Below are 13,544 nucleotides of genomic sequence, written 5' to 3' on the forward strand. Positions count from 1 at the left end.
GCGTACGTTCCACTCTCCACCGAATGATCACCCCAACGTTATCGAAGAGTGACTCATCGTCGCAGCTCAGGGCCTGGGCTTCACGGAGCGTTGCGCCTGCTCCGCACGGTCGGGCAGGGCCGCCGCACCGTCCTTGGTGACACGAGTGGCACCGAAGTAGTCCGGGGTGTCCATCTTGTCGAAGCGGATCACCGCCCCGGTGTAGGGGGCGTTGATCATGTAGCCGCCGCCGACGTAGATGCCGACGTGGTGGATGGCCCGGGAGTCCGCCAGGTCGTCGGAGAAGAAGACCAGGTCACCGGGGAGCAGTTCGGCCCGCGAGGGGTGCGGCCCGGCGTTGTACTGGTCGTTGGCCACCCGGGGCAGCTCGATGCCCACCGTCCGGTACGCGGCCTGGGTGAGCCCGGAGCAGTCGAAGCGGCCGTTCTGCTCGGGGGTGCCCTCGCCGCCCCACAGGTAGGGCTTGCCGAGCTGCCGTTGGGCGAAGTCGATGGCCTGGGCGGCCTGCTGGGAGGGCGCCACCCGGCCGACCGGGGCGGCGAAGCTCTTCTCCAGGCTGCGGATGATCCGCACGTAGTCCCGGGTCTCCCGGTACGGCGGGACGCCCTGGTACTGGATGACCCGGTAGGCGCCGGCGTTGTACGCGGCCAGCATGTTGTCGCTGACGTTCCCGGGCACCTTCTTGACGTAGCCCGCCAGTTCGCAGTCGTACGAGGCCGCGGAGGGGATCGCGTCCGCCGGGTCCCAGATGTCCCGGTCGCCGTCGCCGTCGCCGTCGATGCCGTGGGTGGCCCAGGTACCGGGGATGAACTGCGCGATGCCCCGGGCGTCGGCCGGGCTGACCGCGCGCGGGTTCCAGCCGCTCTCCTGGTACAACTGCGCCGCCAGCAGCGCCGGGTTGAGGGCCGGGCACAGATTGCCCCAGCGCTGCACCAGCGGGGCGTACAACGCGGGCACCGAGCCCTTGGCGAGCGCGACGGACCGGCCGCCGCCCAGCGCCCCCGCCGCCGCGGAGTACGTGCCGACGACGAGCAGCCCGATGAAACCCAGGCACAGCCCGATCCCGATCCCGCCCGCCATCCAGAACTTTCGCACCCGTCAACACTGCCTCATGCAGGGCGTCCTGACAGCCCGTTCGCCGGCCGGAAACGGGGCTCGGGGGCGTGGATTTCCACCGGAAGGCCCGCGCCGGGGGCCGGCGCGGACCCGCGGCGCTACCGGGGGGTGATGAAGAGGCTCTGCGCGCTGCGGCCGATCGGGCCCTTCTCGTCGTGCAGCCGGGCGTCCGCCAGGCCGATCCCGGCCGGGTCGGTGCTGGTCCGCGCCTCGACGCAGACCCACTCGCCGACCGGGTGCCGGTGCAGGTGCACCGTCAGGTCCGGGTTCACGAAGACGTACCGGCCGAAGTCGAGGACGTTCCCGATGCCGTTGCCCGAGTCCGCCGCGACCAGCACCCGGTCCAGCGGCCGGGGCTCGTCCCCCGCCACCAGCGGCACCCGCATCCGCATCCAGCAGGTGCCCGGGCCCAGTTCGGTGAACGCGCCCTCGGTGAAGCGGGCTTCCATGGCGGTGTGGTACCCGGTGTCCCACGGCACGGGGAAGAAGGGGGTGCCGGCCGCCTCCCCGGGTGGCGGGACCTGGGGGCCCTGCGCCACCGCCGGGCCCGGCTCCCCGGCCGTCCGGATCCGCAGCCCGCGCGCCAGCATCACCGGCCCCTCGGCCCCCTCGGGCACCAGGGCCGCCTCGACGATCTCGGTACTGCGCCCGGACCGCACCACCTCGGTGGTCACCCGCAGCGCCCCGATCGGCACCGGCCGCAGGATCTCGTAGGTCACCCGGGCCAGCCGCAGTCCCTCCCGGCCGCCCTCGAGCGCCCGCCCCAGCAGCGCCGCCGGCGGTCCGGCGTGCTGTGATCCCGCATCCCAGGGCCCGCGCGTGTACGCGGACGCCGCGTACTCCTGCGGGCCGACCCGCTCGTAGAACGCCTCAGCCATCCCGGCAGGCTACCCACCGGTACGGCGCGGACGCCAGGGTTCAGCGGGCCAGGCCCAGGGTCACGCCCAGACCCACCAGGACGGACCCGATGGCCCGGTTGAGCGTCTTCTGGGCCTTGAGCATCCGGTCGCGCAGGGTGGTGGTGGAGAAGAAGAGCGCGACCGCGGAGAACCACGCCACGTGCGCCAGGGCCATGAAGAGGCCGTAGCCGGCCTGCCGCCACACGGGCGTGTCCGGGCCGACGACCTGGGTGAAGGTGGAGACGACGAAGAGCGTGGTCTTGGGGTTGAGGACGTTGGTCAGGAAGCCGGTCCGCAGGGCGCCCAGCGCGGTCAGCTGCGGCTTGGACTCCAGGTCCACCGTCAGCTCCGCGCGGGCCCGGAAGGTCCGGACGCCCACGTAGACGAGGTAGCCCGCGCCCGCCAGCTTGATGGCGGTGAACAGGGCGGTGGACGAGGCGATCAGCAGCCCCACGCCCAGCATCGTGTACGTGACGTGCACCAGCACGCCCGAGCCCACGCCCGCGGCGGCGAAGAGCCCGGTGGTGCGGCCGTAGAGGTAGCTGTTGCGGACGACCATCGCGAAGTCCGCGCCCGGACTGATGACGGCAAGGACGGTGATGACGGCCACGGCGATCAGTTCTGTCATGGACAGATCCTTTCGCGGGCCCGCGAGGAGATCAACGGAGATCGAGCGGCCCGCAGGGGACAATGGGGCGATCCCGTCTCACCTGGAGCGTCCGTCCCATGTCCCCCTCCCCGAAGCCCTCCCCGAAGTCCGCCGCGAAGTCCGCCCCGCAGTCCTCTCCGCAGCCCGCCCCGGACGGGTTCGCCGGGCTGCGCGCCGACTGCGGCAGCTGCTTCGGGCTCTGCTGCGTCGCGCTGCCCTTCGCCGCCTCCGCCGACTTCGCCCGCGACAAGGGCGCCGGGACCCCCTGCGGCAACCTCCGCACCGACTTCCGCTGCGGCATCCACACCTCCCTGCGCGAACAGGGCTGGAAGGGCTGCACCGTCTTCGACTGCTTCGGCGCCGGACAGAAGGTCTCCCAGGTCACCTTCGTCGGCCGGGACTGGCGGGCGCACCCCGAGGAGTCCCGGCTGATGTTCGAGGTCTTCCCCGTCATGCGGCAGCTCCACGAACTCCTCTGGTACCTCACCGAGGCGCTGGCCCTGCCGGCCGCCCGGCCGGTGCACCCCGCCCTGGCGCGCGCCCGGGCCGGGATCGAGGAGCTGACCCGCGGCCAGGCCGCCGAACTGGCCGCCGCCGACGTACCCGCCCTGCGCGGGCAGGTCAGCGAACTGCTGCTGGAGAGCAGCGAACTGGTCCGCGCGAAGGTCCCCGGCAAGAAGCGCAACCACCGCGGCGCGGACCTCATGGGCGCCCGACTGGCCCGCGCGGCCCTGCGCGGCGCCAACCTGCGCGGCGCCTACCTGATCGCCGCCGACCTCTCCGGGGCCGACCTGCGCGAGGCCGACCTGATCGGGGCGGACCTGCGCGACGCGGACCTGCGCGGGGCGGACCTGACCGGGGCCCTCTTCCTCACCCAGGCGCAGCTGAACGCCGCCCGGGGCGACGCCGCCACCCGGATCCCGCCGGGCCTGGACCGCCCCGGCCACTGGGCCGCCTGACCACCCGTCAGGAGGCGGGGGCCGTTCACCGGAACGGCCGTGCGCACGTGATCACCGGACGCGCCCCCGGGGCGCTTCCGCACGCCCCGTGACCATCCGCATCCTCCCGCATACCGTGAGCGACGCAACCGGAAGTTGATCGTCAATTTCCGGCGCACACGGAGGTTTGACCCATGCGACGCTTCATCTCGACCCTCGGCAGCCTGGCGGCCGCTGCCGTCCTCGTCATCGGACTCGGCGGCTCCGCCCACGCCTCGTCCGGTTCCGACGAACTGCACCTGAACGGCTACACCTTCCACGAGCCGCACGGCTGCTACACCTTCGGCAACTTCAGCCGGGTCACCAACCACACCGACAACCCGGCCGTGGTCTTCGCCTACCCGTACTGCTTCGGGCCGCAGCTGGGCATCATCCCGCCCGGCGACACGGCCTTCCTCCTGGTCAAGCGGAGCGTCTGGTTCGGCTAGAGCCGACCCCGGACGCGGCGCGGGGCGCCCCCGGCCGGCTCGTGCCCCGGCCGGGAGCGCCCCGCGCTCCCCGGCGGCGCCGGCCCGTACCGCCGACCGCCGCCCGTACCGCCCGCCGCTACGGCAGCGGCGCCTGGACCGCCGCCCACGGCTCGGTGCACACCAGCGGGACCATGCCGTTGATGCTGCAGTGGGTCCGGTACAGCACCCCGCCCGTGGTGATGGCGTACGCGTACACGTCATTGCCCTGCAGGGTCATCGACACGTCGCACACGCCGGACGGATAGTCGGTGTGGGGAGCGATCGACAGGTCCTGCCACGCGAAGTCGCCGAGTCCACCGCCCATCACCCGGCCACGACGCCCGATCCACGTCTTGGTGCCCTTGAGCGCGATCCCGAACTCCTGCGAGTTCTGGTCCATCAGCCCGTCGTAGGCCACGCACGGGCCGGTCGCACCGGTGGGCCCCGTCGGACCGGTCGGACCGGTCGCACCCGTGGCACCGGTCGGCCCCTGAGGGCCCTGCGGACCGGCCTGACCCGCCGGGCCCTGCTGTCCGGGCGGACCCGCCTGTCCGGGGGGACCCTGCATGCCGGCCGGGCCGGGCATGCCCTGCGGTCCCGCCGGGCCCACCGGGCCCTGGGCCCCGGCCGGGCCCTGCGGGCCCGTCTGCCCGGTGTCGCCCTTGTCACCCTTGTCGCCCTTCGGGCCCCGCGGTCCGGGCGGCCCCTGGGGACCCGGCTTGCCGGGCTTCCCGGGCGGACCGGGCGGCCCGGGACAGCCGTGCCCGCCGCCACCGGCCGGCGCCGCCTGCGCGGCGGATCCGGCCGCCGCGTGCCGCGGCCGCGGCTTGGGGCAGTCGCCACCGCCGCCGCCCGCCCGCTGCTCCGCCGCCGTGGCCGACGTACCCGTACCCGTCTCGGCGAACGCCGGCGAGGCGAGGCCCGCGAGACCCAGCGCCACCGGCAGGATCAGCCCGCCGACGAGCCGGGTGCGGCGTCTCGTCCTGGTCACAGGACCCATACGTAGCTCCTTCTTGGTACCGAACACTCGAGGCGCTCCGGCCGGGAGCACCCGGAGCATCCCCCGCCGCCGGGCACACCGATGGAACGACAGCCGGAATGTCGGACATTTGTCAGCGCATCGGACGAACGGCACGCCCCGCGGCTGCTCCGAACGGGCGGCGGCACCCCGCCACTCGCCCTCATTGCCCGGCGTCAACCCGCGTGATACACACAGTGACCGTACGTGTCTTCGCATACGACCGGACCGCGCCCCAGGTCAGGGCGTCGGAGCGGCGGCCGGCGAGCGGCCCGGCAAGAGTTCGCACAAAGAGAGCCGCCAAGTCGACATACGACGGCGGTTTCATCAGCGAAGATAGTGCGTGACCCCTGCCGACGGGCACGGGCTGACGGAACTACCCAACAGGGGCGGTGAGTTACATGATCCTGGCAGCCGAAAAGGGCGACATCACCACCATCATCGGCGGAATCGCCCCCAATTGGGGGCCGTTCGGCAGTCTCGGCAACGAAGCGAAGGTCATGATCGAGGTGGTCATGGCCGTGGCGATCCTCCTCTGCCTCGGCATCGCCATCTGGGGCGCGGCCAAGCAGCGCATCGGCGCCACCGCCCTGCGCGACACGTTCAGCGCGGAACAGGGCAAGGGCCTCATCGTCGCCGGCCTGACCGGGGTGTTCATCATCGGATCGCTCGGGACCCTCTTCACCATCGTGTACGGGATGGCCGTCTAGCGGGCCCACGGCCCGGCCCCGACGGGCCGGGCCCCACCGGCCGCCCCGGGCGGCACCCCCGCAGCCTCCCGCACTCCCCCACCCGATCTCCCCCTTGCAGGCCCACCGCCCACCGGCCGAGGTTGCGTTTCCTGATGACGACTCACCACTCCACGCCCACGCGGGAACCAGCCCGGCTACCGTCGTACCACGACACGGCTGAGGGGGCGGGGGCTGCATGAGCCACGACGACGGACCGGGCTACGCCGACACCGACCGGGTGGGCGGCACCGGACAGACCCGCACCCGCCTGCCCGACGCCCCCGGCGACCCCTACGGCACCGCCCGCCGCCCGGCCCGCGCCTCCCGCGGCCTGCTCACCGTCGTCGGCGTCTTCGTCCTGCTGATCGCCGCCATCGCGTTCGCGAACCAGGGCGACGGCGGCGGCTCCGACGACCCCGGCAGCACCGACCCCAAGGCCCCCGCCGCCGGCTCCACCGCCGCCACCGGCGAACGCCCCGTCGCCGGCCGGCACAACGGCGTCCCCGCCGGCTTCGCCCACACCGAGCAGGGCGCCCAGTCCGCCGCCGCCAACTACGCCGCCGTCCTCGGTTCCGACGGCATGTACCCGGCCGACCAGCGGCACCGCCTGATCGCCGCCGTCGCCGACGAAGGCTCCCTCACCGCGCTCCAGGCCGCGTACGACGCCACCTACTCGCGCGCCCTCTTCGACCAGATCGGCCTCACCGCCGACGGCACCGCCCCGGCCGGCGCCACCTTCGTCAGCCGCACCACCCCCGTCGGCTCCAAGGTCCTGCGCTACGCCGAGGACGCCGCCGACGTGGACGTCTGGTCCCTCGGCCTCTTCGGGCTCACCGGCGACAAGTCCACCAAGCCCGTCACCAGCGCCTGGTACACGCTCACCGTCAAGCTGAAGTGGAACGGCTCGGACTGGAAGGTCCTGGGCACCAGCCAGCGCACCGGGCCCACCCCGGTCACCGGCGACAACCCCGTCTCCGGCTCCGCCGACATCGCCGGCGCGGTCAACGAATTCGGAGGGTTCACCTATGCCCGGTAGGCCCGCCAGCCCCTCGGCCCCCCGCCGGCCGCTGCGCTCCGCACTCACCGCCCTCGCCGCCCTGCAGGGCACCCTCGTGCTGCTCGCGTCCCGGGCCGCCGCCGCGCCCACCCCGACACCGACCCCGCCCGAGCGCGGCGCCCCGACCGCCACCACCGCACCCAACCCGTGCAGCCTCCTCGGCGGCCAGGCCCGCAACATCTGCGAGGGCCGCCAGCCCGGCAACAAGGCCCCCGCACCCGCCCCCGACCCCAACAGCGCCGTCGACCCGCTCACCTCCCTCGCCAAGGGCTGCGCGGACGCCGGCGCCTGGATCGTCGGCAAGCTCAGCGAGGCCATCAAGGGCACCGCCGACGTCGACTTCACCAACGCCGCCTTCCTGCGCCAGTACGCCGTCGTCTTCGCCGCCTCCACCGTCCTCACGCTCGTCCTGTGGCTGCTCGCGGTCGCCAAGCGGGCCGTCCGTGGCGTGCCCCTGACCACCGCGCTCTCCGAGGCCATCGGCTTCCTGTGGCTGACCGTCCTCGCCTCCGCCTTCACCCCGCTGATCCTCTACACCCTGGTCTCCGCCACCGACAGCGTCACCGAGGTCATCGCCAGCGGCACCGGCGGCCAGACCGACGTCTTCTTCGGCTCCTTCACCGAAGCCCTCAAGAAGGGCCAGGACATCGGCGGCGGCCCGATCATGCTGATCGTCGTCTCCCTGGTGACCGTGCTCGCCGCCGGCGTCCTCTGGCTCGAGCTGGTCATCCGGGCCGCCCTGCTCTACGTCGGCGCCCTGCTCGGAACCGCCGTCTACGCCGGACTCGTCGACCGCAACATGTGGGGACACGTCCGCCGCTGGGCCGGCATCATGATCGCGGTGATCCTGGTCAAACCGGTCATCGTGATCGTGCTCGGCCTGGCCGGCGCCCTCGCCGGCGAGAACGGCCCCGACGCCTTCTCGGCCGTCGTCTCGGGACTCGCCATCATCCTCCTCGCGATCTTCGCCTCCGCGATGATCTACCGTTTCGTACCCGGCTTCGGCGACGAGATCGCCTCCGCCCGTACGAACCGCAAGCAGGCCACCGACGGCGCCCAGGCAGCCGCCGTCATCAGCTCCCCGGCCTCGCTCGTCTCGCAGGGCATCAAGACGCACAGCAGCCGGGGCGGCGCCCACCGGGCCGGCGGCGCCGAGCCACGCCCCGCCAACCCGCTCGCCGGCGGCGTGGCGGCCCACAGCAGCCGGGGCACCTCCGGCGGGACCGGGGTCGGCGGCGGAACTGTCCCCTCCGCCGCACCCCCGCCCCGCGGCTCCGGCGCGAACACCCCGCACACCAGCAGGACCACAGGCACAGGAGGTGACGGGCGTTGACGACCCAGTCCCATCAGATCCACCCGGTCGCGCCCCGCCGCACGTATCTCATCGGCCGCGCCCGGCCGAACGCGATCGTCGGCAAGAACCGCGAGACCGGCGAGATCGCACTGATCATCGCGGGCGCCTTCCTCGGCATGATGAGCGGACTCCTCGTCCCCCAGCTGATGCTCCGCATCGTCTGCCTCGCCGGCTTCCCGGTCCTCGCCCTGGCCGCGGTCTACGTCCCGTACAAGCACCGCACCTTCTACAAGTGGTTCGAGGTCAACCGCAGCTACAAGCGCAGCCTGCGCCGCGGCACCACCTACCGCTCGGCCGCCATGGAGTCCGGCACCCGCGCCGCCGACGGCGCCGAGGTCGAGGTCGGCCCGCCGCCCGGCATCGGCCGCATCAGCTGGCTGGCCGCCCCCTTCGGCCCCGACGAGATCGCCGTCCTGCTCCACGCCGACCGGCGCACCGTCACCGCCGCCATCGAGATCGAGGGCCCCGGCGTCGGCCTGCGCGACAGCGAGGACCAGGAAGCCCTCGTCGACCGCTTCGGCACCCTCCTCAAGCACGTCGCCAACGGCGACGGCTTCGTCACCCGCCTCCAGATGCTGGCCCGCACCCTGCCCGCCGACCCCGACGCCCACGCCAAGGACGTCGCCCAGCGCGGCGACACCCAGGCCCCCGGCTGGCTCCGCGACTCCTACGACCAGCTCCAGTCCATGGTCTCCACCTCCAGCGAGCAGCACCGCGCCTACCTCGTCGCCTGCATGCACTACACCCGCGAACTCGCCGCCGAGGCCCACGCCATGGCCCGCGCCGCCACCCCCCGGGCCGGCCGCAAGGTCGACAAGGACGCCGGCCTCGCCGTCGTCATGGCACGCGAGCTCACCGACATCTGCGCCCGGCTCGCCGAGGCCGACATCCGCGTCCGCCAGCCCCTCGGCCAGGGCCGGCTCGCCTCCCTCGTGCACTCCATGTACGACCCGGACCACCCCATCGACCACATCCAGGCCATGACCAAGCGCAACGCCTGGCCCGCCGAACTGGACGCCGTCGAACCCACCTACCTCCAGGCCAAGACCCGCGAGTCCCAGACCCGCGCGCCCTGGTGCCACGCCACGGCCTGGGTGAAGGAATGGCCCATGACCCCCGTCGGCGTGAACTTCCTCGCCCCGCTGCTCGTCCACACCCCCGACGTGATCCGCACCGTCGCCGTCACCATGGACCTGGAGCCCACCGAGGTCGCCATCGAGCGCATGCTCACCGAGAAGACCAACGACGAGGCCGACGCCTCCCGCGCCGCCAAGATGAACCGCACCGTCGACCCCCGCGACATCGCCGCCCACGGCCGGCTCGACCAGAGGGGTGAAGATCTCGCCAGTGGTGCGGCGGGGGTCAACCTGGTCGGGTACATCACGGTGTCCTCGCGATCGCCCGAAGCCCTCGCCCGCGACAAGCGGACCATCCGCGCCTCGGCCGGCAAGTCGTACCTCAAGCTCGAATGGTGCGACCGCGAGCACCACCGCGCCTTCGTGAACACCCTGCCGTTCGCCACCGGCATCCGACGCTAGCTGGAGGGCAGACCCGCCATGCGAGATCCGCTGTCCGCGCTGACGGACGCCTTCACCAGCTTCCTCTTCGGCAAGGTCGAAACCACCCGGCTGCCCGTCCGCACCTCCACCGGGCAGGCCCAGGCCGTCTACCTCCCCACCGCGGCCCCCGGCCTCGGCGACTCCGGCGTCATCATCGGACGCGAGGTCTACAGCGGCAAGGGCTACATCTACGACCCCTTCCAGCTGTACGGCCAGCAGCTCCCGGCCCCGCACTGGCTGGTGCTCGGCGAGTCCGGCAACGGCAAGTCCGCGCTGGAGAAGACCTACGTCCTGCGCCAACTCCGCTTCCGGGACCGCCAGGTCGTCGTCCTCGACGCCCAGGGCGAGGACGGCGTCGGCGAATGGAACCTGATCGCGGAACAGCTGGGGATAACCCCCATCCGGCTGGACCCGGTCGCGGCCAACGACGGCGGCATCCGCCTCAACCCCCTCGACCCGGCCATCACCACCACCGGCCAGCTCGCCCTGCTGCGCACCATCATCGAGGTCGCGATGGGGCACGGCCTGGACGAGCGCGCCGGCTTCGCCCTCAAGGTCGCCCACGCCTACGTCAACGAGACCATCCTCGACCGCCAGCCGGTGCTGACGGACATCGTGGAACAACTCCGCCACCCCGAGGCGGAGTCCGCGGAGGCCATGAACGTCGACATAGACGACGTGCGCGCCTGGGGCCTGGACGTCGCGCTGGTCATCGACCGGCTGGTCGACGGCGACCTGCGGGGCATGTTCGACGGCCCGACCACCGTCGGCATCGACCTGGACGCCCCGCTGATCGTCTTCGACCTGTCCCACATCGACCGCAACTCCATCGCCATGCCCATCCTCATGGCGATCGTCGGCGTCTGGCTGGAACACACCTGGATCCGCCCCGACCGGAAGAAACGGATCTTCCTGGTCGAGGAGGCCTGGCACATCATCAACTCGCCCTTCGTGGCGCAGCTGTTCCAGCGGCTGCTCAAGTTCGGGCGCCGCCTCGGCCTGTCCTTCGTCGCCGTCGTCCACCACCTCTCCGACGTGGTGGACGGCGCGGCGGCCCGGGAGGCCGCGGCCATCCTCAAGATGGCCTCCACCCGCACCATCTACGCCCAGAAAGCCGACGAGGCCCGCGCCACCGGACGCGTCCTCGGCCTGCCCCGATGGGCCGTGGAGATCATCCCGACCCTCACCCCGGGCATCGCCGTCTGGGACGTCAACGGCAACGTCCAAGTGGTCAAACACCTGATCACCGAGGCGGAACGGCCGCTGGTCTACACCGACCGGGCCATGACGGAGTCTTCGGCCCCGGCCGACCGGGGACTGCCCGAGGACCTGCTCGCGGCCGAACTCGAAGCGGAGGAGAGAGCCTTGCTGATCGAGCAGCAGATGCACGGCGGCTCCACGGAATCCACGGTGGCGTGAGATGCCGCGGGACGGCCGGGGGCACGGCGCACGGGGGCGGTACGACACGGAGCCCGCACGGGGCGTCCCGGACTCCCTGCTGGTGGGCCTGCTGGCCTTCCTGCTGGGCCTGACCCTGCTGGTCTGGTCGGCCACCGGGCTCGCGGCGCTGTTCGCCCGCGGCTCCTGGCCGGCCACCGTCAGCTTCACCCGTACGCCGATGGCCATGCGGGCCCTGGCCACCCGGCCGCACGACCTGGCCGCCGCCTGGCCCGACACCGCACCGACCGCCCTCTCGGGCTGGGGCCTCTTCTGGGGCCTGCTCATCAGCGAGCTGATGGTGCTGTTCGTCCTGACCCTCTTCACCATCGGTGTCCTCGCCCGCTCCAAGGCCCGGCGCGCGGCCCGCCGGGAGGCCGCACCGACACCGCAGGACCCCGGACCCGAGGAGAGCGCGGCCCAGCCGGCCGCGGTCCGCGCCCCGGCGCCCCGGCGGGCGGTCCCGCCACCGGCGCCCGCCGCGACCGAGAAGGCCCTGCCCGAACCGGTGGTCCCGGCCCCCGCGCCCGAACCCCGTACCGAACCCACCGACGAGGCCTACCGCTACGGCTTCGGCTACGCCCCCGGGGCCCGGGACCAGGCCGCCCCGGTCTCCCCCGTCTCCGCCGAACCCTGGTCCGCCGGCTCCGAGAGCCGCCTCCTGTACGGCGGCCCGGCCGACCGGCACCGGGCCGCGGCCCGCCGGATCGCCGAGGCCGAGGGGGCCGCCCTGGTCGTCACCTCCTCGCCCGCCCTGTGGGCCGACACCAAGGACGCCCGCGCCAAGCTCGGCCCGGTCCTGCTCTACGACCCCTCCCACCTGTGCGACACCCCGGCCCGGCTGCACTGGCACCCCGGCACCGGCTGCACCGACCGCGACACCGCCACCGCCCGCGCCACCGCCCTGCTCTCCCCGGTACGCCCCCAGGCCCGCATCGACGCCGCGGTCGCCGACACGGCGGAAACGCTCCTGCGCAGCTGGCTGCACGCCGCCGCCCTCGAGGACCGCCCCTTCAAGCAGCTGCACCGCTGGGCCCAGGGCTCCGGCACCCAGGAACCGGTCCGCATCCTGCGCACCCACCCCAAGGCCGCCCCCGGCATGGCCGGCGAGCTCGAGAACGCCCTCACCGCGCATCCCGAACGCCGCGAGATCGCCAGGGAACTGACGGCCCGTGCGCTCGGCTGCCTGTCCTCGATCCACATCCGCGACGCCTGCACCCCGAACAGAACGGATTCGCTGACGCTGGCATCGTTCCTCGACGAAGGGGGCACGCTCTACCTGGTGGGTGAGCCCGTGGAGGACCCCCGGACGGCACCCGGGGCGATGCCCCTGCTCACCGCACTCGCGTCAAGCGTGGTCGAGCACGGCCGCCGCATGGCCGTACGGTCATCCGACGGTCGGCTCGACCCACCACTGACCCTGGTCCTCGACGACCTGGCCGCCGTGGCACCGCTCCCCCAGCTCCCCGAGCTGCTGGCCGGCACCGGCCCGGGCGCGCTGCCCCTGCTGGCCCTGCTGCGCAGCCGGGAGCAGGCCCGCTCGCGCTGGCCGGCCCTGACCGCCGAGACGGTCGGCTAGCCGGTCAGCGCGTGAGCGCGTGCTCCAGCTCCCGCTCGTCGGGGTTGGTGGGCGCCGGCAGGGTCACCCCCGTGGGCTCGAAGCCGAACCGCCGGTAGAAGCCGACCGCCGGGTGGTTGTCCTCGTGTACGTAGAGCCGTACGCGCCGCACCACCGGCTCGGCCAGCTCCCAGGACCAGCCCACCGCCGCCTCGAAAAGGGCCTCGGTCAGTCCGCTGCCCCGGTTCTCGGCCCGGACGAAGACCCCCACGATCATCGCCTGGTCCTGCTCGGGCACGCTGTCACCGAGGAGCGACGGCACCCCGGCCGGCTCCACGAGCACGGTCACCGACCCGACCCAGCTGCCGTCCGGCGCCTCGGCGATGAACTGCCGGACGGTGGCGCTCTCGGCCGCCCGCTCGGTCCGCTCCTGCCAGAAGGAGTCCGGCTGCTCGAGGGCGGTCTCGTACGTCTCGTGGAAGGCGAGCCGGGCCAACGGATCCCGCAGCGCCACCAGCCGCAGCTCCTTGGCCTTCTCCCACTCGTCGGCGCGCACGGCGCGGATGATGTGATCCATGCGGCCGATCCTAGGCGGCACCGTCCTGGCCGTCCCCTCCTTATTCGGCCCAGAACGCAGAAAAGCCCCGCACCAGAAGGTGCGGGGCTTTCCCACAATGATTGTTCGGCGGCGTCCTACTCTCCCACAGGGTCCCCCCTGC

13 protein-coding genes are annotated in these 13,544 nt (G+C 73.1%); 8 read left to right on the forward strand and 5 right to left on the reverse strand.

Annotation, left to right across the window (positions count from 1 at the left end):
• Positions 1 to 66: 66 nt before the first annotated feature.
• The 3 genes from AB0O40_RS26310 to AB0O40_RS26320 form a co-directional block, all read right to left on the reverse strand.
• A complete protein-coding gene (locus AB0O40_RS26310) occupies positions 67 to 1,080 on the reverse strand; it encodes a bifunctional lytic transglycosylase/C40 family peptidase (protein WP_365046560.1) in 1,014 nt (337 codons plus the stop codon).
• 134 nt (positions 1,081 to 1,214) lie between these two features.
• The gene (locus AB0O40_RS26315) at positions 1,215 to 1,994 is read right to left on the reverse strand and encodes a thioesterase family protein (protein WP_365046528.1); all 780 of its coding nucleotides are present in this window, start codon (positions 1,992 to 1,994) and stop codon (positions 1,215 to 1,217) included.
• Positions 1,995 to 2,034: 40 nt separating this feature from the next.
• Positions 2,035 to 2,643: a LysE family transporter gene (locus AB0O40_RS26320; RefSeq protein WP_365046531.1), complete on the reverse strand. Its 609-nt coding sequence runs from the start codon at positions 2,641 to 2,643 to the stop codon at positions 2,035 to 2,037.
• A gap of 98 nt (positions 2,644 to 2,741) precedes the next feature.
• Between AB0O40_RS26320 and AB0O40_RS26325 the strand changes: the two genes are divergently transcribed.
• Complete coding sequence (locus AB0O40_RS26325) at positions 2,742 to 3,623, forward strand: pentapeptide repeat-containing protein (protein ID WP_365046534.1); 882 nt, start codon at positions 2,742 to 2,744, stop codon at positions 3,621 to 3,623.
• Between the two features lie 173 nt (positions 3,624 to 3,796).
• Positions 3,797 to 4,090 carry a hypothetical protein gene (locus AB0O40_RS26330; protein ID WP_365046537.1) on the forward strand — a complete coding sequence of 98 codons (294 nt, stop codon included), beginning with the start codon at positions 3,797 to 3,799 and terminating at the stop codon, positions 4,088 to 4,090.
• Positions 4,091 to 4,208: 118 nt separating this feature from the next.
• On the opposite strand, the gene AB0O40_RS26335 is transcribed toward AB0O40_RS26330, so the two are convergent.
• On the reverse strand, positions 4,209 to 5,111 hold the full coding sequence (locus AB0O40_RS26335; RefSeq protein ID WP_365046539.1) for a hypothetical protein: 903 nt from the start codon (positions 5,109 to 5,111) through the stop codon (positions 4,209 to 4,211).
• Positions 5,112 to 5,530: 419 nt separating this feature from the next.
• On the opposite strand from AB0O40_RS26335, the gene AB0O40_RS26340 reads away from it, so the two are divergent.
• The 6 genes from AB0O40_RS26340 to AB0O40_RS26365 all read left to right on the forward strand — a co-directional run bounded on the left by AB0O40_RS26340 (position 5,531) and on the right by AB0O40_RS26365 (position 12,846).
• Positions 5,531 to 5,839 (forward strand): hypothetical protein, encoded by a 309-nt coding sequence (locus AB0O40_RS26340; protein ID WP_008742356.1) that lies wholly within the window; start codon positions 5,531 to 5,533, stop codon positions 5,837 to 5,839.
• A gap of 217 nt (positions 5,840 to 6,056) precedes the next feature.
• Entirely contained in the window at positions 6,057 to 6,896 is an 840-nt protein-coding gene (locus AB0O40_RS26345) for a hypothetical protein (protein ID WP_365046543.1), read from the forward strand.
• Entirely contained in the window at positions 6,886 to 8,250 is a 1,365-nt protein-coding gene (locus tag AB0O40_RS26350) for a hypothetical protein (protein WP_365046546.1), read from the forward strand. Before AB0O40_RS26345 ends, AB0O40_RS26350 begins: the two co-directional genes overlap by 11 nt.
• Positions 8,247 to 9,809, forward strand: a complete 1,563-nt coding sequence (locus AB0O40_RS26355; RefSeq protein WP_365046549.1) for an SCO6880 family protein — start codon at positions 8,247 to 8,249, stop codon at positions 9,807 to 9,809. Before AB0O40_RS26350 ends, AB0O40_RS26355 begins: the two co-directional genes overlap by 4 nt.
• An 18-nt stretch (positions 9,810 to 9,827) precedes the next feature.
• The gene (locus tag AB0O40_RS26360) at positions 9,828 to 11,249 is read left to right on the forward strand and encodes an ATP-binding protein (protein WP_365046552.1); all 1,422 of its coding nucleotides are present in this window, start codon (positions 9,828 to 9,830) and stop codon (positions 11,247 to 11,249) included.
• Position 11,250: 1 nt separating this feature from the next.
• Complete coding sequence (locus tag AB0O40_RS26365) at positions 11,251 to 12,846, forward strand: type VI secretion protein (protein WP_365046555.1); 1,596 nt, start codon at positions 11,251 to 11,253, stop codon at positions 12,844 to 12,846.
• Positions 12,847 to 12,850: 4 nt separating this feature from the next.
• On the opposite strand, the gene AB0O40_RS26370 is transcribed toward AB0O40_RS26365, so the two are convergent.
• A complete protein-coding gene (locus AB0O40_RS26370) occupies positions 12,851 to 13,402 on the reverse strand; it encodes a GNAT family N-acetyltransferase (RefSeq protein ID WP_365046557.1) in 552 nt (183 codons plus the stop codon).
• Positions 13,403 to 13,544 lie beyond the last annotated feature (142 nt).

The sequence above is a fragment of the Streptomyces sp. NPDC089919 genome (assembly GCF_040684615.1).
Classification (GTDB): Bacteria; Actinomycetota; Actinomycetes; order Streptomycetales; family Streptomycetaceae; genus Streptomyces.

What these genes read in the sequence shown, in the direction of transcription:
- AB0O40_RS26360 (WP_365046552.1), top strand. Translation starts at nt 9,828, where the DNA reads ATGCGAGATCCGCTGTCCGCGCTGACGGACGCCTTCACCAGCTTCCTC.
- AB0O40_RS26335 (WP_365046539.1), bottom strand. Translation starts at nt 5,111, where the DNA reads ATGGGTCCTGTGACCAGGACGAGACGCCGCACCCGGCTCGTCGGCGGG.
- AB0O40_RS26345 (WP_365046543.1), top strand. Translation starts at nt 6,057, where the DNA reads ATGAGCCACGACGACGGACCGGGCTACGCCGACACCGACCGGGTGGGC.
- AB0O40_RS26350 (WP_365046546.1), top strand. Translation starts at nt 6,886, where the DNA reads ATGCCCGGTAGGCCCGCCAGCCCCTCGGCCCCCCGCCGGCCGCTGCGC.
- AB0O40_RS26315 (WP_365046528.1), bottom strand. Translation starts at nt 1,994, where the DNA reads ATGGCTGAGGCGTTCTACGAGCGGGTCGGCCCGCAGGAGTACGCGGCG.
- AB0O40_RS26340 (WP_008742356.1), top strand. Translation starts at nt 5,531, where the DNA reads ATGATCCTGGCAGCCGAAAAGGGCGACATCACCACCATCATCGGCGGA.
- AB0O40_RS26310 (WP_365046560.1), bottom strand. Translation starts at nt 1,080, where the DNA reads ATGGCGGGCGGGATCGGGATCGGGCTGTGCCTGGGTTTCATCGGGCTG.
- AB0O40_RS26370 (WP_365046557.1), bottom strand. Translation starts at nt 13,402, where the DNA reads ATGGATCACATCATCCGCGCCGTGCGCGCCGACGAGTGGGAGAAGGCC.
- AB0O40_RS26325 (WP_365046534.1), top strand. Translation starts at nt 2,742, where the DNA reads ATGTCCCCCTCCCCGAAGCCCTCCCCGAAGTCCGCCGCGAAGTCCGCC.
- AB0O40_RS26320 (WP_365046531.1), bottom strand. Translation starts at nt 2,643, where the DNA reads ATGACAGAACTGATCGCCGTGGCCGTCATCACCGTCCTTGCCGTCATC.
- AB0O40_RS26365 (WP_365046555.1), top strand. Translation starts at nt 11,251, where the DNA reads ATGCCGCGGGACGGCCGGGGGCACGGCGCACGGGGGCGGTACGACACG.
- AB0O40_RS26330 (WP_365046537.1), top strand. Translation starts at nt 3,797, where the DNA reads ATGCGACGCTTCATCTCGACCCTCGGCAGCCTGGCGGCCGCTGCCGTC.